The sequence below is a fragment of the Amycolatopsis sp. NPDC043887 genome (assembly GCF_056435665.1).
On the sequence record NZ_JBWKEB010000002.1, the window covers coordinates 777,996 to 796,717 of the forward strand.

At 68.5% G+C, this 18,722-nt stretch carries 16 protein-coding genes; 14 read left to right on the forward strand and 2 right to left on the reverse strand.

Annotated elements, in window-relative coordinates; translation table 11 throughout:
- Positions 1-40 precede the first annotated feature (40 nt).
- Positions 41-778: a phosphotransferase family protein gene (locus tag AC069H_RS08915; protein WP_478231846.1), complete on the reverse strand. Its 738-nt coding sequence runs from the start codon at positions 776-778 to the stop codon at positions 41-43.
- A 359-nt stretch (positions 779-1,137) separates the two neighbouring features.
- Here AC069H_RS08915 and AC069H_RS08920 point away from each other — a divergent pair, with 359 nt between their 5' ends.
- From AC069H_RS08920 to AC069H_RS08970, 11 genes are all read left to right on the forward strand, one after another.
- Entirely contained in the window at positions 1,138-2,142 is a 1,005-nt protein-coding gene (locus tag AC069H_RS08920) for a ParB/RepB/Spo0J family partition protein (RefSeq protein ID WP_478231847.1), read from the forward strand.
- A 329-nt stretch (positions 2,143-2,471) separates the two neighbouring features.
- Positions 2,472-2,735, forward strand: a complete 264-nt coding sequence (locus tag AC069H_RS08925) for an acyl carrier protein (protein WP_034309004.1) — start codon at positions 2,472-2,474, stop codon at positions 2,733-2,735.
- Positions 2,736-2,772: 37 nt separating this feature from the next.
- A complete protein-coding gene (locus AC069H_RS08930) occupies positions 2,773-3,921 on the forward strand; it encodes an LLM class flavin-dependent oxidoreductase (protein ID WP_478229660.1) in 1,149 nt (382 codons plus the stop codon).
- Entirely contained in the window at positions 3,918-5,147 is a 1,230-nt protein-coding gene (locus tag AC069H_RS08935; protein ID WP_478231848.1) for a cytochrome P450, read from the forward strand. The genes AC069H_RS08930 and AC069H_RS08935 overlap by 4 nt, the downstream gene beginning before the upstream one ends.
- Positions 5,140-7,086, forward strand: coding sequence for an amino acid adenylation domain-containing protein (locus AC069H_RS08940; RefSeq protein ID WP_478231849.1), 1,947 nt, complete (start codon positions 5,140-5,142; stop codon positions 7,084-7,086). The genes AC069H_RS08935 and AC069H_RS08940 overlap by 8 nt, the downstream gene beginning before the upstream one ends.
- 11 nt (positions 7,087-7,097) lie before the next feature.
- Positions 7,098-11,855, forward strand: coding sequence for an amino acid adenylation domain-containing protein (locus tag AC069H_RS08945; RefSeq protein ID WP_478231850.1), 4,758 nt, complete (start codon positions 7,098-7,100; stop codon positions 11,853-11,855).
- On the forward strand, positions 11,852-12,826 hold the full coding sequence (locus tag AC069H_RS08950; RefSeq protein ID WP_478229656.1) for a thiamine pyrophosphate-dependent dehydrogenase E1 component subunit alpha: 975 nt from the start codon (positions 11,852-11,854) through the stop codon (positions 12,824-12,826). Before AC069H_RS08945 ends, AC069H_RS08950 begins: the two co-directional genes overlap by 4 nt.
- Positions 12,823-13,806 (forward strand): alpha-ketoacid dehydrogenase subunit beta, encoded by a 984-nt coding sequence (locus AC069H_RS08955; protein ID WP_478231851.1) that lies wholly within the window; start codon positions 12,823-12,825, stop codon positions 13,804-13,806. The genes AC069H_RS08950 and AC069H_RS08955 overlap by 4 nt, the downstream gene beginning before the upstream one ends.
- Positions 13,807-13,815: 9 nt before the next feature.
- Complete coding sequence (locus tag AC069H_RS08960) at positions 13,816-14,394, forward strand: TIGR03086 family metal-binding protein (RefSeq protein WP_478231852.1); 579 nt, start codon at positions 13,816-13,818, stop codon at positions 14,392-14,394.
- Positions 14,395-14,567: 173 nt separating this feature from the next.
- Complete coding sequence (locus AC069H_RS08965; protein ID WP_478231853.1) at positions 14,568-15,206, forward strand: SRPBCC family protein; 639 nt, start codon at positions 14,568-14,570, stop codon at positions 15,204-15,206.
- A 64-nt stretch (positions 15,207-15,270) separates the two neighbouring features.
- Complete coding sequence (locus AC069H_RS08970) at positions 15,271-15,852, forward strand: P-loop NTPase family protein (protein WP_478231854.1); 582 nt, start codon at positions 15,271-15,273, stop codon at positions 15,850-15,852.
- On the opposite strand, the gene AC069H_RS08975 is transcribed toward AC069H_RS08970, so the two are convergent.
- Positions 15,849-16,304 carry an N-acetyltransferase family protein gene (locus tag AC069H_RS08975; protein ID WP_478231855.1) on the reverse strand — a complete coding sequence of 152 codons (456 nt, stop codon included), beginning with the start codon at positions 16,302-16,304 and terminating at the stop codon, positions 15,849-15,851. The two genes, AC069H_RS08970 and AC069H_RS08975, sit on opposite strands and share 4 nt — an antisense overlap.
- 228 nt (positions 16,305-16,532) lie before the next feature.
- Here AC069H_RS08975 and AC069H_RS08980 point away from each other — a divergent pair, with 228 nt between their 5' ends.
- The 3 genes from AC069H_RS08980 to AC069H_RS08990 are packed head-to-tail and all read left to right on the forward strand — an operon-like array spanning position 16,533 to position 18,669.
- A complete protein-coding gene (locus tag AC069H_RS08980) occupies positions 16,533-17,102 on the forward strand; it encodes a YbaB/EbfC family nucleoid-associated protein (protein WP_478229650.1) in 570 nt (189 codons plus the stop codon).
- Complete coding sequence (locus AC069H_RS08985) at positions 17,099-17,431, forward strand: type VII secretion target (protein ID WP_478231856.1); 333 nt, start codon at positions 17,099-17,101, stop codon at positions 17,429-17,431. Before AC069H_RS08980 ends, AC069H_RS08985 begins: the two co-directional genes overlap by 4 nt.
- Entirely contained in the window at positions 17,428-18,669 is a 1,242-nt protein-coding gene (locus AC069H_RS08990) for a hypothetical protein (protein ID WP_478231857.1), read from the forward strand. Before AC069H_RS08985 ends, AC069H_RS08990 begins: the two co-directional genes overlap by 4 nt.
- Positions 18,670-18,722: the final 53 nt, after the last annotated feature.

Here is an 18,722-nt window from a genome sequence, read left to right on the forward strand (position 1 = left end):
CGACGGCACCCAGACGACGGAGCGGGTTCATGACCATCCTTCACATCCGCGCCTTCAGTACATCGATCTCGCAGCCCGGCGCGGCCGGATCGAAGCCGTGCTCGATCAGCCAGCGGACCGCTCGCAGGCTTCGCAACGACCACCACGCGTGGATCACGTTGAGGTCCACGTCGGCACCGTAGCCCGACAAGACGTCTTCGAGACGCTCCTCGTGTCCGAGGGTCAAGGTGGCGAGGTCGAAGAGGGCATCGCCCTGCGCCGCCTCGGACCAGTCGATCACGCCGGTGATCTCGTCACCGTCGGCGAAGACGTGGGCGATCTGCAGATCGCCGTGCGTGAACACCGGTGTCCACGGTCGAAGCGCGGCTTCGGCGATCTGGCGGTTGCGCTCGACCAGCTTCGAGGGCAGGACATCCTGCGTGATGAGCCATTCGCATTCGTTGTCGAGGTGCGCCGCGACCTCGTCGGGGCTTCGGCCCGGCCACGGTGGCAGCGGCGCGTCGTGCAGCGTCCGCAGGGCGGCGCCCGCCGCGGCCCATGCCTCCGGTGACGCGGTCGACGGACGGCCGAGGCGGCCGAGCGCTTCGCCGGGCAGGGCGGCAAGCGCGAGTACGGGCGGCTTTCGCCAGAGAACCTCCGGGGTCGGGATCGGCGCCATGGTCATCGCCGCCACTTCCACGTCGGTGCGCGTTTGATCGGCGTCGATCTTCAGGAACACGTCACCGGCGCGCACGGTCGCGCAATCATGGTGGGCGACGACCACCTGGACCTCTTCCATAGCGGTCAGTATCGTCGCATACGGCGGACGGCGGAAATCATCCGATGACCGGAAAGAATAATCGCGTAGTATTCGCCGAGCCGTCCCCGGAATTCACGGGGACGTATTTCACCGAGCGGTTTATGGGCTTCCCTCCGTCGACGGGTCAAGTCCAGGTTGCGTGGCTTCCGCGCTCCCGTCAAGCGACTTGCTTCCGTTCGGCCGTATGACGACGGACAGTAGCCGAGAACACGAGACACCGTCGAACACCCTGGCGACGCCGGAACCACCGATTGCGACTCACGGACCTTGACATCCACTCACACCAGCTCGAATATTGAAAAGGTTTGATATTCACCAAGTGTTCTGGGGGCTGGAAGATGTTAAACTGGCATAAGGAGAAAACTGCGGAGGGCGCGCAGATCCCCGCGGCCAGAAGGGAAGACGAGTGGGTCGCGGTCGGCTCGGACCCGCCGCTCGGTGAGGTCGTCGAGGTCCCGCTCGACGAGTTGTCCGTGCGGGACACCCCGCGGGCGGCGGGCGTGGATCCCGCGTACGCACGGGTGCTCGCCGAGACGGATGCCCCGCTACCGCCGATCCTCGTCCACCGTCCCACGATGCGGGTGATCGACGGGACACATCGGCTCCAGGCGGCGAAGCTGAAGAACGCCACCACGATCAACGTGCAGTTCTTCGACGGCGACGAGCAGGCCGCCTTCATCCTCGCCGTGAAGGCGAACATCGCGCACGGCTTGCCGCTTTCCCTCGCCGACCGCAAAGCCGCCGCCTGCCGGATCCTCGGCGCCCGCCCTCACTGGTCCGACCGGGCGATCGCGGCGGTCACGGGCCTTTCCCACAAGACGGTCGGCAAGTTGCGCCGGCGTTCGAGTGGGGAAGTTCCCCAGTCGAACGCCCACGTCGGCCGCGACGGCCGTGTCCGCGCGCTGGACCCGGCACAGGGCCGCCGCCGTGCCCACGAGCTGATCACGAGCAACCCGTCCGCCTCGATCCGCGAGATCGCGCGCGGCGCCGGCGTTTCCCTGGCGACCGCGCACGACGTGCGTCACCGGCATCGCCTTGGCGAAGAGCAGGCGGCACGCGCCGCGACCAGGCCACGCCCCCGTCCGGCCGACGGCGGTGATCCCACGGGAGCGGACACCCAGGCGGCGGTGGAGCGGCTCCGGTCGGACCCCACCATCCGCTACACCGAGTCCGGCCGCACCCTCGTGCGACTGCTGGACGGGCATCTGAACGACCGCGACAAATGGGACCAGGTCGCGAGGAACATCCCCGAACACCGGCTGGAACTGATCTCCGAACTCGCCAGGGCGCGAGCGGAGGACTGGCGGCAGTTCGCGGAACTGCTGCAGAAGCGCAAGCGCTGACCAGACGTGAAGGGGGCTTTCCGTGCACGCGCGCACGGAAAGCCCCCTTCACGTCATTCCGCATTGATCATTTCGTCACGTAACCGCGGAAGAACACCGAAGATCGGTCTCGCGGACTGTTGCGGACATCGGAAGCTTCGGGCAACAATGGTTCGAATCGCCCGCATGGACGGATGTCCGGGCGTACTGGGAGGAACGACAGCGAGCACACTGGGGTGACTTTCGCTGTCGTGATCATCGAATGAACCGCCGCTTTTCGAATGCGGCGTGATCACCATTCAGCATTCATCCATCCGCGCCTTCACGCGCGGATTCAACAAAGGGGACACATGAACGCGGAAGACGCGCGGGCGGAATTGCGTCAGCAGATTTTCTCCCTTCTGACCGAGGTCGCGGGCGGCGTTCTGGAAAACCAGACCATCGAAGCGGACACGGAGTTCCCCGAGACGGGTATGAGCTCCATCGAGTACCTGGCGCTCATCGAGAAGATCGAGACGAAGCTCGACGTGTTCATCGACCTCGAAGAGAACGAGGATCTGACCACTGTGGACAAGTTCTGCGACTACCTGCTCGAACAGGTGCCATCGGCCTGAGGCAGCACGATCGTCCGCCCCCAGACAAAGGATTGAGATGAACGCAAAGGCATTCGGCTGCTTCCTGCCTCCCTTCCACGACCCTTCGGTCAGCCCGCACGCGTCGCTGAAACGCGACATCGAGTTGTGCGGCCTCGTCGACGAACTGGGTTTCGACGAGATCTGGCTCGGTGAGCACCATTCCAGCGGCTGGAGCACGCTCAGTTCCCCGGAAATGCTGATGGCCGCGCTGGCCCGTGAGACGCGCCGTATCCGATTCGCCACGGGTGTCATCCCGCTGCCGTACCACCACCCCTTGCACGTCGCGGAACGGATCACGCTGCTCGATCACCTCACCGCCGGCCGGGCGATCCTGGGCGTCGGCACCGGAACCTACGTCCACGACATGGAAATGGTCGGGGTGGATCCGGCTTCGGTCCGCGACCATTTCCGTGCGGCGCTGGGGACGGTGCAAGCGCTCCTCAACGGCGAAACGGTCAACACGACGACGCCGTGGTTCACCGTCAAGAAGGCCGTGCTCCAGCTCCAGCCGCTGAGGGGTCCCGGCACCATCGAGACCGTCGTCGCGTCTTCGCTGAGCCCGGCCGGTATCGAGCTCCTGACCGACACGTCGACGACCCCGACCGTCCACGTGGCACCGCCTTGGGGCGCCATCCGGCCCGGAATGGACCCGGATCCGGTGGGCGCGCTGATCGAGCGCGTCGATGCCTACCGGAACAAATCCGCCGGCGGGACACGGATCCGCTGCAACGTCTTCGTCCACATCGCGGACTCCCCCGCCGCGGGCGTCGAAGAACTGTTGGAAGGTTTTTCCGCGCTGCGCCGCGGCCTTTACCGGAACACCTTGGGCATGCCCATCCCGGATTCCCCGGTCGCGCACCGCAAGACGTTACAGAACCTCGTCGACACGGGCGGGTTCATCGTCGGGGACGCCGCGACCTGCGCGGCCCGGATCCGCGACCTGATCGACCGCGTCGGCGACCCGGTGTCGCTGAACTTCTTCGTCCCCAGGTGGATTTCGCACCGCGCGACCCTCGATCAGCTGACCGCGCTCGCGCACGAGGTCGTGCCCACCCTGGCAGGCGGATTCGAGGGCACCGCCGAGTCCATCCGGCTCACGTCGGAAGAGGCCGCACGTCAGTTGAAGTCCCGGACCGAACTGGTCGGCAACGGAGGCGACAAATGAGCACCGCCCCGGTGAAACTGGACTTCAGCTCCGACGAATTCCTCGCCGACCCTTGGCCCATCTACTCCGAGCTCCGGCGTTCGGACCCGGTGCACTGGTCGGCGGCGTTCAACGCCTTCCTGGTCACCAGGTTCGAAGACGTCCAGGCCCTGCTGGCCGACCGCGAGGTCGGCAGCGGGTTCCCGATGCGCAGCAGCCGCCGCCTGTTCGGCCGCACGTTGCTGGACACCGACGGACCACGCCATCGCGATCTGCGGAAGCTGTTCATGCCGCTGTTCGCCGGCGCCTCGGTGAAACGGCTGCGCACCGAGATCCTCATCCCCGCGGTGGACCAGGTCCTCGACTCGATCGAGGCCGAAATGGGCGCCAAGGACGAGGTCGACGTCGAGTTCATGGAGCGGGTCGCGGTCGGAGTGCCCTACGCGATGGTCACCCGGCTGTTCGGGCTGCCGCCGGAGGACGCCGCCTGGCTGCGTCCTCGGGTGCTGCCGCTGGCGGGTGCGATCGAGTTCCCGGCGACCTCGCTGGATTCGGCGCTCGCGGCCAAGGCGGAGCTGATCGACTACCTCAAGGGCAAGCTCGCCGACCGCCGCGAAGGCGGCCGGATGCCGTTCCTCGATCTCGTCTTCCCGCCGGGCGAACCGCTCGACGAATCCATGTTGGGCACGGCCACGCTGTTCCTGCTCGCCGGCACCGAGACGAGCGTCGCGACCATCGGCAAGATCATGTACGCGGTACTCGCGCACAATGTCGGCCTGTCGACGCTGGCGGACCAGGAATACCGGACCCAGGTGGTGCGCGAAACGCTGCGGTGGGAACCGCCGAGCCACACCATCCTCCGGTACGCGACCAGAGACCTGAACCTGCACGGGGTGGACGTCCCGCGCCGGTCCGCGCTCCTGCTGTCGCTGGGCAGCGCCAGCCGCGACGAGAACGCGTTCGAGGACCCGGATTCCTGGCGTCCGGAGCGGACCGACCAGCGGCTGCTGGCGTTCTCGTCCGGTCCGCACACCTGCCTGGGCATCCAGCTGGCGCTGGCGGAGTTCGACACGCTGTTCGAGCGGTTGTCGCACCGGTTCGGCGGCGTCCGGCTCAGCGGTTCGCTCGACGGCGTCCGGCCGGGTTTCTGGCGGCTGCGGGAACGCGGCCACATCTTCCGGCGGCCCGATCACCTCCATGTCCGGCTGGAGCGCAAGCGCGCGGGAAGCAGCGAGGCCGATGCCTGATGCGTTCACCGCTCCCTACGATCTGACGGCCGAGCTCGCGGCCGAGCCGTCCGAATACCGGCGCGCGAAGGTGGTGCTCGCCGCGTTCGCGGTGACCCTGTGCCGGTGGACGGCGGCGGCCGAGGCCGCGATCTCGGTCGCCGGAAGGGTGATCCGGGTCCACGTCGACGACAAGGCACGCGTCGAGGACTTCCTGGATTCGGTCCACCCCGTCGGCGTCGCCGAAGAGGGGCCGGTGGATCTCGTACTCGCTTCCCTGCACACGGATCTGCGGTCCGGGGAGGTCAGGTTCGCCACCGCGGTGCCGGACGCCGAGCACGGTTTCGTCGCCGACGTCGCCGCCGCGGTGGGCGAATTGGCCCACCTCGACGGTTCGCTGGAGGACGTGCGCTGTATCGCGCCGGAACGCCGCCCGATCCTCGGCGCGCTGGCCGGCGCCGACACGCCTCCGGCCGATATCGAAACCCTGTTCCTGGAACAGGCGCGGCTTCACCCGGAACGGGTCGCGGTCCGTGACGCGAACGCCGAGCTGACCTATGGGCGGCTCGCGCGGGCGGCCGATCGGTACGCCGAAGTCCTGCGGCGTGCCGGGGTGCGGCCCGGTGACACGGTCCTCGTCGCCACCAAGAGGTCGGTCGGCGAGATCGTCGCGCTGCTCGCGATCATCCGTGCCGGAGCCGCGTACGCGGGCTTCGACGACGACGCGCCGAAAGCCCGGATGGCGCGGATCATCGGCAAGCTGGCGCCCGCGGCGGCGGTGGTCGACGCGGCCACGGCCGGCCATCCCGTCCTGCGCGGGCTCGCCCGGGTCGACGTCTGGGTCCCTGGTGGGGAAATCGACGCGGATCCCGAACCGGCTCCCGGCCACGACGATCCACAAAGGACGGCGTACATCGCGTTCACCTCCGGATCCACCGGTGAGCCGAAAGGCGTCGTCGTCCCGCATCGCGCGGTCACAAGGCTCGCGCGGACGGCGGAACTCCGGACGCGCCCGGGCGACCGGGTCCTGCGGATGGCGCCGCTGGCCTTCGACGCGTCGACGTACGAGATCTGGGTGACCTTGCTCAACGGCGCGACCCTGGAGGCCTTTCCCGGACGGCTTCCGACGGTCCGGGCACTGGAGAAGTTCTTCACCGAGCGGAAGGTCTCCGTCGCCTGGCTGACCGCCAGCCTGTTCCGGCTGGTCGCCAACTCACGGCCGCAGGCGCTCGCCGGGCTGCGCTGGCTCTTGAGCGGCGGCGAAGTCGTACCGCACGACGCGGCGGCACGGATACTCGACACCTACCCCGGGCTGGTGCTCACGAACGGCTACGGCCCCACGGAGAACACCACGTTCACGACCACGCACACCGTGCGCGGCGGCGCGGAGATCGACGGGCCCCTGCCCATCGGCAGGCCGATCGCCGGCACGAAGGTCTTCGTACTCGACCGGAACGCCCGCCTCGTCCCGCCCGGCGGCGTCGGCGAGCTGTACGCGGCCGGAACGGGCCTGGCCGACGGGTACCTGGACGACGAGACCGAAACGAAGCAGCGCTTCGGCCACTTCTCCCCCGACGTGGACGAACGCCTGTATCGCACGGGTGACCTGGTCCGGCTCGACCCCGGCGGGAACGTGGTCTTCCTGGGCCGCGTGGACAAGCAGATCAAACTCGACGGGCATCGCATCGAAACCGAGGAGATCGGCACCCTCCTCGCCGGTCACCCCGGTGTCCGCGACGCCGTGATCGTCGTTTCCCGGCAGGAGGACCAAAGCCCCCAGCTCGTGGCGGCCATCGTCGTCCACCCCGGCGAGGACACCGAACCCCGCGCCCTGCGCGCGTTCCTGTCGCGGCGGCTGCCGAGCTACGCGTTACCCGCCCGCTGGGTGGTGGTCGACGAGATCCCGCTGACCCGCAACGGGAAAGTCGACGAGCAGGCCCTGATCGCGAACGCCCGATGAAGGAGAAATCGATGAGGTTGTCGCTCGGGCAGGAGCGGCTGTGGCTGGTGCAGCAACTCGACCGGACCAGCGCCGCGTACAACATCCCGATCGTCTTCCGGTTCCACGACGGTGTCGACTTCGACGTGCTCGACCGGGCGCTCGGCGCGCTCGTCGAACGGCATCCGGTGCTGCGCTGGCGGTTCGTCGTGGACGAGACCGGGACACCGGCCGCCGTGCCGACCCCGGGGTTCCGCATCCCGGTGGCCCGGCGCGTCGCGGAAGACGACGACTGGCAGAAGCACACGGCCGATCTGGTCAGCGAGCCGTTCGACCTCGCGGCGGCGCCGCCCATCCGCGCGATGGTGGTCGAATGCGCCGACGGGTCGGCGGTGCTGTGCGTGGTGAACCACCACATCATCACCGACGGCCGGTCCATCCAGATCGTGACCGAGGACGTCGTCAAGCTGTACCGCTCGGAGACCCCCGCGCCACTCGAAGTGACCTACGAGGAGTACGTCGCGGTGCAGCGCGCGGCCGCCGGCTCGGTGGCGGAGCACATCGACTACTGGCGGCGTGAGCTCGACGGCTACGAGCCGCTGCGGCTGCCGACGGACCGGCCGCGATCGGGCAATCCCGGCTTCGCGGGCGACCATGTCGATTTCGTGCTCCCCGCCGAACTCACGAAGGCCTTCAGTTCTTTCGCGCTGCGGAACCGATGCGCGCTGTCCAGCGCCGTGGCCGCGGTGTTCCAGGCACTGCTGGCCCTCCATTCCGGCCAGGAGGACATCACGATCGGCACGGTGCTGGCCGGTCGTGACGACCGCCGCTTCGCCGACGTCCTCGGCTTCTTCGTGAACACCGTCGTGCTGCGCGCCCGGATCACGCCGTCGATGTCGTTCCGCGAGCTGCTGAAGGTGGCGCGCACCAAGATGGTCGACGCCTACGCGCATCAGCAGGCACCGTTCGATCAGGTGGTCGCGGAGGTCCGGCCGGAACGCGACGCCGGGCGCAACGCGATCTTCGACGTCGTGGTCGTGCACAACGGCGAGATCCCCGCCGACGGCGAAGGCGAGATCTCCAGCGTGCACTGGGCCGGGGTGGCGACCCGGTTCGATCTGGAACTGGTGACCCATGTGCAGGACGGCAGACTGCACGGCTCCCTGGTGTTCCGGACGGGTCTCTTCGACCGCTCCACCGCCACCCGGCTCGTCGGCAGGCTCATCCGGCTGCTCGAGCACACGCTGGCGCATCCCGACGAGCCGATTTTCGAGGCCCTGCGCGGACAGCTCGACTACTGGCGCAAGCAGCTCGATGACCTGCCCGCGGCACTGGAGCTGCCTGCCGATCACGCCCGGCCGCCGGTGGCGTCCTATCGCGCCGGCTCGCTCTCCTTCGACGTGGACCCCGGAATCCGTGAAGCGGGCAGCCGTCATGACACCACCCTGTTCATGACGCTGCTGGCTGCCTTCGACGTCGTGCTGTCCCGCTACGCGCGCACCACCGACGTCACGGTCGGTGTCCCCGTGCCCGAGGCGAAGATGCTGGTGCTGCGCACCGATCTTTCCGGCGATCCCACCTTCGCGGAGCTGCTCGGCCGCGTGCGGGAGACCACGCTCGGCGCGTACGCGAACCAGGACGTCCCGTTCGAGCGTCTCGTCGAGGAATTGGCGCCGCGGCGGGACTTCAGCCGCACTCCGCTCGCACAGGTCGTGCTCCGGGTGGTGGACGAACCGTTGCCGGACGTCGCACCGGTCGGCACCCGCTCGGAACCGTTCGACCTCGAATGCCTCGTGTCGGACCGGGACGGGGTGCTGGAAGCGCGGATCGACTACAACGCCGAAGTGTTCGACCAGGTCACGATCGAACGCTTCGTCCGGCACTTCCGGCAACTGCTCGCGTCCGCCGAGCCGGAGCTGCCGCTTTCCGCTTGGTCGATGATGAGCGATGCCGAGCTCCGGCGGCTGACGGAGGACTGGAACGACACGACCACGGAGCTGCCCTCCCCGGCGACGGTGCCCGCGGTGTTCGCCGCACAGGTGCGCGACCGTCCACAAGCGACAGCGCTGGTCTGCGGCGACGATTCCGTGACATATGAGGAACTCGACGTCCGATCCAACCGGCTCGCGCACCGGTTGCGCACGCTGGGCGCCGGACCGGGGACGGTCATCGGCGTCTGCCTGCCGCGCTCGCCAGGCCTGATCACCGCGTTGCTCGCGATCCTCAAGACCGGCGCCGCGTATCTGCCGATCGACCCGGAGTATCCCGAGGAACGCCAACGGCTCCTGCTCACCGACGGCGGGGCACGGCTGGTGATCACGACCGACCTGATCGGCGATCCGACGCTCGACGAGGAGCCACCGACCGCACTCGAAACCGGAGTGGGGCCGCGAGACCTGGCCTACGTCATCTACACCTCCGGCTCGACCGGCCGCCCCAAAGGTGTCGAAATCGAGCACCGGTCGATCATCCGCCTCGTCACCGGCCTGCCGGAAGGCATCCTCGGCCCGGACGAGGTGGTCCTGCACGCATCGGCGATCTCCTTCGACGCGGCCACCTTCGAGATCTGGGGTGCCCTGCTCACCGGCGCGACCTGCGTCATCTCGACCGAGCGGGTGCTCACCGCCCGGCCGCTCGCGAACGCGATCACCCGGCACCGGATCAGCACGGCGTGGCTGACCTCGTCGTTGTTCAACCACGTCGTCGACGAGGACACCTCGGCGCTCGCCGGGCTCCGGCAGCTGCTCGTCGGCGGCGAGGCGCTGTCCGTCACCCATGTGCGCCGCGCCGTCGCCGCGCTGCCCGGTACGAAGTTCTTCAACGGGTACGGCCCCACCGAATGCACCACGTTCGCCACCTGTCACCCGATCCCCGCCCCTGTTCCCGGGAACGCCAAGGGAATCCCCATCGGCCGCCCGCTCGGCAACACGCGCGTGTACGTCCTCGACGAACTCGGCAGGCCCACACCGACCGGGGTGCCGGGAGAACTCCACGTGGCAGGTCTCGGTGTCGCCCGGGGCTATCGGGGACAACCGGAGCTCACCGAAAAACAGTTCGTCGCCGACCACCACGACACCACCGGCGGCCGGCTCTACCGGACCGGGGACATCGTGCGACACAACGCCGACGGCGATCTCGAGTACCTCGGCCGCGTCGACGACCAGGTCAAGATCCGCGGTTTCCGCATCGAACCCCGTGAGATCGAAACCGCGCTGCTGGCCCGGCCGGAGATCACGCAGGCCGCCGTCATCGCCCGTGAAGACGGTTCGGGCCAGAAGCGGCTCGTCGCCTATCTCAAGGGCACTTTCGACGACACCACCCTGCGTGCCGGACTACGCCGTGAACTGCCGGAGTACATGGTGCCGTCGGCGTTCGTGTCGCTTCCCGAACTCCCGTTGACCATCAACGGGAAACTGGACGTCCGGGCGCTGCCGGAACCCGAGGACGACCTCCGGCGGGACGAGGCCGCCCCGCCGCGCAACCCGACCGAAGAGAAGCTGGCGGCGATCTGGGCGCAGGTCCTCGGCCGCGAAACCGTCGGCAGGGACGAAAGTTTCTTCGACGTCGGCGGGCACTCGCTCAAGGCCGCGCAGCTCGCCGTCCGGATCGGGGAGACCCTGCGGATCGACCTGCCGCTGCGGACGCTGTTCGAGCGGCCCACCATCGCGAAGCTGGCCGAAGAGATCAACGGCGAGCGGCAGGCCGCCGTGCGCTCGTTCGATCCGCGGGCCAGGCTTCGCGACGTCCTCCCTGAGCCGTTGCCGTCGCGCGGAACCGGCGGCGTCGCGGAGATCCTGCTCACCGGCGCCACCGGATTCGTCGGGGCGTACCTGGTCCGCGAGCTGCTGACCCGCGAGAACGTGCGGGTGCACTGTCTCGTCCGTGCGGCGGACGAAGGATCGGGATGGCGACGGCTGCGCGAAAACCTCGACCGCTACGGCCTGTGGGACGACGTCGACGAGAAGCGGATCAGCGTCGTTCCCGGCGATCTCGCGGCGCCTGGGCTCGGCCTCACCGACGCGGTGTTCGCACGGCTCGCGGGCGAAATCGACCTGATCTGCCACAACGGCGCCTGGGTCGACGCGCTCTCCAGTTACGAACAACTCGAAGGCGCCAACGTGGGCGGCACCCGCGAGCTGATCCGGCTGGCGGCCACCACCCGGCTCAAGCGGCTGCAGTTCGTGTCGACCATTTCCGCCGGTGAGGAGAACGGCTCCCGCAGCGGATACGCGGAGACCAAAGCGCACGCGGAGCAGCTGGTCACCACCGCGTACGAACGCGGGATGCCGGCGGCGATCTGCCGCCTGCCCCGGATCGTCGGGGATTCGCGAACCGGGCAAGGGAACACGCGGGACATCATGCTGCGGGTGCTGCGGGCCATCCTCGAACTCGGCGCCGCGCCCGACACCGAGATCGAGGAACCGTGGATCGCGGTGGACGAGACGGCGGGCGCGCTCGCCCGGCTCGGCCTGGACCGGCGGCCGGACGGCAGCCGGTTCGTGCTGGCCGGCGAACGCCCGATGCGCCTCACGTACCTGGTGGGGCTCCTGCGGAGCGCCGGTACCGAGATCGGCACCCTGCCGGTGGCGGACTGGCTCTCGGCGCTCGAAGCGCGTTCCCCCGAGGAACACGCCATCTTGAAGCTGCTCTTCGGATCCCCTTCGTCGAGCGGCCTGCCGAGCAGCGAATTCGAGCCCGTCGTCGTGCCGAGCCCCGACGACGGCGCGCTGCTCCGTTACGTCGACCGAATGCTCGTCCGGACCTCCGCAGAAGGGCTGTCGCGAAAATGACCAGCGAGAACCGGCCGGCCCTGTACCGGTCCATGAAACTGATCCGCGAGTTCGAGGAACGCTGCCTGGCGATGGCCATCGCCGGGGAGATCGACGGCGGTATCCACCCGTACATCGGGCAGGAAGCCGTCGCCGTGGGCATCTGCGCGAACCTGACCGAACGGGACTTCATCACCAGCACCCACCGGGGACACGGCCACGTACTGGCGAAGGGCGCGGACCCGCGCCGCCTGCTCGCCGAACTGCTCGGCACCCTCGAAGGGTTCAACAAGGGCCGCGGCGGATCGATGCACGCCGCGGACATGAAGCTGGGCATCCTGGGCGCCAACGGAATCGTCGGCGCGGGTGGCGCGATCGCCTCCGGCGCCGCGTGGGCGGCCAAGGCCCGCGGCGATTCCGAGGTCGTCGTCAGCTTCTTCGGTGACGGGGCGATGAGCCAGGGTGTCCTGTTGGAAGCCTTCAACCTGGCCGCGATCTGGTCCCTGCCGGTGCTGTTCGTCTGCGAGAACAACCGGTACGCGACAAGCCTCAAACTCGAATCGGGGCTCGCGGGCGGCGCCGCCCGGCGCGCCGAAGGCTTCGGGCTGGTCTCGCGCGGTGTCGACGGCATGGACGTCGAGGCGGTGGAGAGCGCCGCCGCCGAACTGCTCGAAGGGGTTCGCGCGGGGCGGGGCCCGGCGTTCCTGGAATGCGAGACGTACCGGTTCTTCGGGCACCATTCCGTGCTCGAACTCCTGGGTGTCGAGTTCCGCGATCCCGACGAAGTGGCCCTTTGGCGCCAGCGGGATCCGATCCCCCTGCTGGGCGATCGGCTGGGTGCCGACGTCGTCGCCGGGATCGACGCGGCCGTCAAGGAATCCATCGACGAGGCGGTCGCGTTCGCGAAGAACGCCCCGTCGCCCGATCCGAAGGACGCACTGATGTACCTGTACGCGGGAACGGCCGCCGTCCGGCCAGGGGTGATCTTGTGAGCGGGCTTCCTTCGCCGGAGAACTTCGGCTACATGCACGCGATGAACCGCGCCCTGCACGCCGAGATGGCGGCCGACGAAGACGTCTTCCTGCTCGGCGAAGACGTCGGTGTCGGGGCGAGCGGCGTCACTTCGGGGCTCCTGCCCCGGTTCGGCCCGGAGCGGGTGCTGGACACTCCGCTGTCCGAACAGGCCTTCACCAGTTTCGGGACCGGCGCGGCGATGGCGGGCAAGAAACCGGTGATCGAATTCCAGATCTCCTCGCTGATCTACCTGGTCTTCGAGCAGATCGTGAATCAGGCGCACAAGTTCTCCCTGATGACCGGCGGGCAGGTCCGGATCCCGGTCACGTATCTCGTGGCCGGATCCGGCTCGCGGTTCGGCTGGGCGGGGCAGCATTCGGACAACCCGTACAGCCTGCTCGCGCACGCGGGGGTCAAGACCGTCGTCCCGGGGCTGGCCGCCGACGCCTACGGGCTGCTGCGGGCGGCGATCCAGGATCCGGATCCGGTGGCCGTGTTCGCTCCCTCGTCGTTGCTGGGCGCGACCGATGTGTCCTACGCGGGCGAAGAGGACATCGTGCCGCTCGGGCAGGCGAACATCGTCCGGGAGGGCGGCGACCTGACGGTCGTGGCGGTGGGCCAGCACGTCGGCACGGCGATCGAGGTCGCCGAGCGCCTCGCCGACCGGGTCGACATCGAGATCGTCGACCCGCGCACGGTCTATCCCTTCGATTGGGAATGCCTGCGCAAATCGGTCGACAAGACCGGGCGGCTGGTCGTGATCGACGACTCGAACCGCATGTGCGGGCTGGGCGCGGAGATCGTCGCGACGGCGGCCGAGGAATTCGATCTGGTGGCGCCGCCGAGGCGGGTCTGCCGTCCGGACGGCACCGTCATCCCGTACGCCCTCGCGCTCGACAAGGCCCTGGTGCCCGGAGCCGGAGAACTGACGGCCGCCATCGACGCGACGTTGAAGTAGGGGAACCCCATGGAAACCTTGGATCGCCACCGGCGGACACAAGACGCCTTCGACGCCGTGCTCGCCACCGTGCGGCCGGACCAGTGGGACGCCGCGTCGGCGTGCGAACATTGGACTGTGCGCGACGTGACGGGTCACGTCATCTGGGGCCTGGAGGTGCTGCACCACCACGCGTCGGGCCGGGAATTCACGGTGGAGAACGGGCCCGCGGGCTCCGAGAAGCCAGGGGAACTGGCGGGTGAAGACCCGCTGGCCCGCTGGCGCGCGACCCGGGCGGCGACCAGTGCCGTCGTCACCGGCGGACTGCTAGATCGGCCCGCTCCCGCGTGGTACGTGGCCAACCGTCCTGATGCGACGGTCACGGACTACCTGGCGCTGCTGACGTTCGACACCCTGGTGCACACCTGGGACATCGGCTCCGCGCTCGGCGTGGACGTGCGCATGGATCCCGACATCGTCGCACCGTCGTTCTCGCTCGCCCGGCTGATCATCAGCCGTACTCCGGGCACTTTCGGGCCGCGGGTGAAACCGCCGGCGGACGCCGACCCGCAGGCGCGGTTCCTGGCGTTCCTCGGCCGGACGGTCTGAGCCCCGCGGTTTCGCGCGTGAAGGCCCCCTTCCCTCGGCTGAACCCAAGGGGAAGGGGGCCTTCACGCGCTTCGCCAGTTAGAACCTCTCACGGTTTCTCTTGACGTTCAAAGGGTGATCGCTATAGGTTCTAACTATCGCGACAAGCGCTAACAAGCGGAGGAGAAAGAGACATGACCCGCATCGCACGCCGCCGGATCAGCACACGCGCCGCCCTGCTCACGGTCCCGCTGGCCCTCGCCGGCGTCCTCGGCGCCACGGCGCCCGCCCAGGCGGCGCCCGCCCACCACACCAAGCCGGCTTCGCTTACGTGCCAAGGCAAAGGCATCGACCGGTCCGCCAAGGTGCACTACCGGACCGAGACCTTCGTCAAGGCGCCGCTGCGCACCATCTGGAACCTGCAGACCGACGTGGAGGCCTGGCCGTCCTGGCAGAACCCCGCCATCCCCGTCACCATGAAACGTCTGGACCATGGCCCGCTGCGCAAGCATTCGCGCTTCCAGTGGACCATTCCCGTCCCGCCCGGCATGCCCTACCCGCCCGGTGACGTGACCATCGTTTCCACCGTCCGGCAACTCCAGCCCGGCAAGTGCATCCGCTGGACCGGCCCCCTCGACGGCCCCGGCGGCGTGCACATCGACGGTGTCCACGTCTGGAATTTCGTCAAGATCCCCGGCGGCGTCATCGTCCGCACCGAGGAGAGCCACACCGGCCCGCAGGTCGACAAGGACGTGCCCGGCTCCACCGCGATGCTCGGGCAGGGCCTCGAAATCTGGCTGAAGGATCTGAAGAAGGCCGCCGAAAACCGGTAGTGAAGAGGGAAGGCCGATCGCACCCGAGGCGCGTCGCCCACCCGATTCTCCTTATGCTCCCCGCATGGAGATCATCGGGCCGGACGACGCTCTTCCCACGCGCCGGATCCGGCGGGCCGCGGTGGCGGGCCCCGCGGGATCCGGCAAGTCGACGCTGGCGCGAACCCTGTGCGAGCGCATGGGATTTCCGTTCGTCGAGTTCGAGTCCTTCTTCCACGCGCCCGGCTGGACGGTGCGGGAGACCTGGCAGGCCGACGTCCTGGACTTCATCAGCGGCGACGAGTGGGCCATCGAATGGCAGGGCGAGGAGGTCCGGGAGCGGCTGACCGAGCGGCTGGACGTCCTGGTCTGGCTCGATCATCCGCGTGCGATGACCGTGGCACGCACGGTCGTCCGGACGCTGAAACGCCGTGTGGGGCGCGGTTCGAAGATCGCCGGCGGCAACGTCGAGGGCCCGCTGCGCACGTTCTTCACCGATCGCGACCACATCGTCAAACTCGCCTGGCGCTATCACCCGATCATCCGGGCCCGCGTGCACAAGGTCATCGCCGAGAACCGGTATCCGGACCTCGTCGTCGTCCGTCTGCGTGGTCAGCGCCAGGTCGATCGCTGGCTCGACGGGCCCCTCGCCCGGAACCTCCGCTAGCGGAGATCCCGCACGCGCCGCACGACGCCGAGTTCGCTCCGCTCCGCCGTGAAACCCTCGCGCTCGCAGAAGGCTGCCGCGCGTTCGTTCGCCACGAAGTGCTCGGCGTACACCCGCTCGGCGTCCGCGGGCAACTGTCCGATGAGGACATCGAGCAGCCACCGGCCCAACCCGCCACCGCGATGCCGGGGATGCACGTACAGCTTGTCGATCACGTACTCGTCACCGTCGCGACCGCGCTGCCCGACGCCGGCGAGGTATCCGTCTTCTTCGGCGACCACGACCGAACCGCGGGCCACGGCGCCGGCGATGTCCGTCTCGTTCCAGCACATCCGCACTTGTCTGGCAGCGGATTCTTCGCCGATCAACGGCGCGTAGTGGGCTCGGACATACTCCTCGGCGAAGCGGCAGATGGCCATGACGTCGTCTCTGTCGGCGTTCCGCACGATCATCGTCCTGCCCCGATCCGCCAGTCCCGAGGACCTTTCGGGCAGTTCTCGATCACCGGGGTTGTCCCGGATGCGCGCCCGGTGGTAACGATACGGGCGAATCAGCTTGTGACCTACCGGTCCGCTGCGGAACCAGTACGGCCGGTCTACCCTCCGTGCGGGGAAGCCGGGGGTGTTCCGCCTCGTCGACCTCTCGATCGTGATCCCATCCCAACCAGGCCAAGGCGACGCATGCAACCCAATTTCGACGCAGGTGAGGACTTCGCACTCCTTTTGGAGCGAGAGGCCAAGAAACTCGAGGAAAAAGCCCATGCCCTGACGGCAGCGTTCACCGCGTCCGCGTCCACGGTGCGGTCTCCCGACGGCTCGGTGACGGTGACGGTCGAAGCCAACGGCTCGCTGAGCGCCATCGAGTTCGGCAACCGGGCCACCTCGCTGGGGCCTGCCCGGCTCTCCTCACTGGTCATGCAGACCGTGCGCGAGGCCCAGCGCAAGACCGTCGAGAAGGTCACCGAGTCCTACACCGAGATCAACGGCGAAGACGAGGCCGCGCGGTTGGTCCGCACGTTCCTGCCGAAGGTGGAGGACGAGGCGCCGGACGACCCGGAACAGGACAAGTGGGCTCCCGAGGCGCACAACGAGCCGCCGCCTCCTCAGGCGGGGTACCGGCCGCCGCCACCACCGCAGGCGGGCCCCCCGATGCCCCCGCAGCCCGGCCGTCCCGTGCGGCCGCCGAACCCCCCGGCGCCGCGACCCCGGCGACCGGCCTCCCCCGACGACGATGAAATGAGCCCGTGGTGAGCGGATTCGGTGTCAAGACGGAAGCCCTGAACGAGTTCGCCGGTCACCTCGACAAACTCGAAGACGCGCTGCGGAAGAGCGCCGGCATGGTGGGCAGCTGCGTGGCCGACCCCGGCATCTTCGGCATTTTCGGCGGCCAGATCTACGGCGCCGGCGCGAGCATGCACTGCGCGAAGGCGCGGGACCACCTGAACAAGTACTCGGAGAACGTGCAGGAGTTCTCGGACAGGGTGCGTGAGGCCGCGAAGACGTACGACGCCAACGAGCAGGAGGCGGAGAAGCTGATCACCGACGCCGGCAAGGGTATCGACGAGGTGAAGGTCAAGTGAGCGACGAGTACAGCCGCAACGACTTCGGGAACGGCAGCGGCACCAAGGCCGACGACTTCAAGGACGAGAATCGCAGCTTCCTCGCGGGCAGCGGGGACACGGCGGGCGCGGGTTTCTTCGATTCCGCGTTCTCACTGAAGAAAGCCGTCGACGACGGCGACAGCCTCAGCATCGGGCTGGCCTCGGCGGGGATGGCGATCGAGATCCTCGGCATGGTCGTCGACCCGATCGGGTCGCTGCTCACCGCCGGGATCGGCTGGCTGATCGAGCACATCGTCATCTTCCGCTGGCCACTGGACTTCCTGATGGGTGACCCGAAGGGCATCGAGGCGGCCAAGACGGCGATCTACAACGAGGGCAAGGCAGTCAAGGAGTGGTCTGAGGATCACGCGGCCGCCACCAAGAAGTTCATGGAGAAGTGGGACGGCGAGGCCGCCGACAAGTTCCGTGCCGACATGGAAGGCGTCGCCGCCCAGATCGACGCGCTCGCCGAGTACATCAACTTCGCGGGCAAGCAGATGGGGATCGCCGGTGCCGTGATCGGCGCGGTCCGCGGCATCGTCCGCGACATCATCGCCATGACGCTGGCCGGCATCCTCAAGGCCGCGATCGTGGCGGTGGCGCTGGCGCCCGTCACCTTCGGCGGTTCGATCATCGCGGCGATCGCCTCGATCATGACCACGGTCGGCGTGGCGATCGCCAAGATCGCCAAGCAGATCGCCGACACGGCCAAGAAGCTCGCCGAGATGATCAAGATCCTGGCCAAGACGCGCGGCGCGGCCGACGAGGTCGTCAAGCTGACGCTGGCCGGCGGCAAGGTCACGCTGCCCAAGCCGAAACCCGGTGGTGGCACCCCGATGCCCGGCGGCAAGAAGCCGATCGAAGGCCCGCCGACCAAACCGTCCGACACCACTCCGGACACTCCGCCCAAGCCCCCTCGGGAAAAGCTCAGCGACATGCCCCTCCGGGTCGTGCGCGAGAAGCTGACGAAGGTGCTGGAGGGGCGCCCCGAGGCGGCGGACATCCTGAAGCGGTTCGACTACTGGAACAGCTTCCCGATCGGCGATCTGCACAAGCGGTTCCCCAAGGTGGCGGACGCGATCGAGAAGACGACCAAGATCCTCAGCGACCCGACCTACGGCGCTTCGGGCATGGCCGGGAAGACCATCGTCGAGCTGACGAAGGCCATCCCGCCGGCCGCGAACGAGAAACCGCCGGAGGACAAGGAAGAGCAGTAAAGGCCAGGGGTCCTGTACCGGTGTTCCGGCACAGGACCCCTTGTGCTTTCGTT

What these genes read in the sequence shown, in the direction of transcription:
- AC069H_RS08940 (WP_478231849.1), top strand. Translation starts at nt 5,140, where the DNA reads ATGCCTGATGCGTTCACCGCTCCCTACGATCTGACGGCCGAGCTCGCG.
- AC069H_RS08945 (WP_478231850.1), top strand. Translation starts at nt 7,098, where the DNA reads ATGAGGTTGTCGCTCGGGCAGGAGCGGCTGTGGCTGGTGCAGCAACTC.
- AC069H_RS08970 (WP_478231854.1), top strand. Translation starts at nt 15,271, where the DNA reads ATGGAGATCATCGGGCCGGACGACGCTCTTCCCACGCGCCGGATCCGG.
- AC069H_RS08935 (WP_478231848.1), top strand. Translation starts at nt 3,918, where the DNA reads ATGAGCACCGCCCCGGTGAAACTGGACTTCAGCTCCGACGAATTCCTC.
- AC069H_RS08925 (WP_034309004.1), top strand. Translation starts at nt 2,472, where the DNA reads ATGAACGCGGAAGACGCGCGGGCGGAATTGCGTCAGCAGATTTTCTCC.
- AC069H_RS08915 (WP_478231846.1), bottom strand. Translation starts at nt 778, where the DNA reads ATGGAAGAGGTCCAGGTGGTCGTCGCCCACCATGATTGCGCGACCGTG.
- AC069H_RS08950 (WP_478229656.1), top strand. Translation starts at nt 11,852, where the DNA reads ATGACCAGCGAGAACCGGCCGGCCCTGTACCGGTCCATGAAACTGATC.
- AC069H_RS08980 (WP_478229650.1), top strand. Translation starts at nt 16,533, where the DNA reads ATGCAACCCAATTTCGACGCAGGTGAGGACTTCGCACTCCTTTTGGAG.
- AC069H_RS08960 (WP_478231852.1), top strand. Translation starts at nt 13,816, where the DNA reads ATGGAAACCTTGGATCGCCACCGGCGGACACAAGACGCCTTCGACGCC.
- AC069H_RS08965 (WP_478231853.1), top strand. Translation starts at nt 14,568, where the DNA reads ATGACCCGCATCGCACGCCGCCGGATCAGCACACGCGCCGCCCTGCTC.
- AC069H_RS08920 (WP_478231847.1), top strand. Translation starts at nt 1,138, where the DNA reads ATGTTAAACTGGCATAAGGAGAAAACTGCGGAGGGCGCGCAGATCCCC.
- AC069H_RS08975 (WP_478231855.1), bottom strand. Translation starts at nt 16,304, where the DNA reads ATGATCGTGCGGAACGCCGACAGAGACGACGTCATGGCCATCTGCCGC.
- AC069H_RS08930 (WP_478229660.1), top strand. Translation starts at nt 2,773, where the DNA reads ATGAACGCAAAGGCATTCGGCTGCTTCCTGCCTCCCTTCCACGACCCT.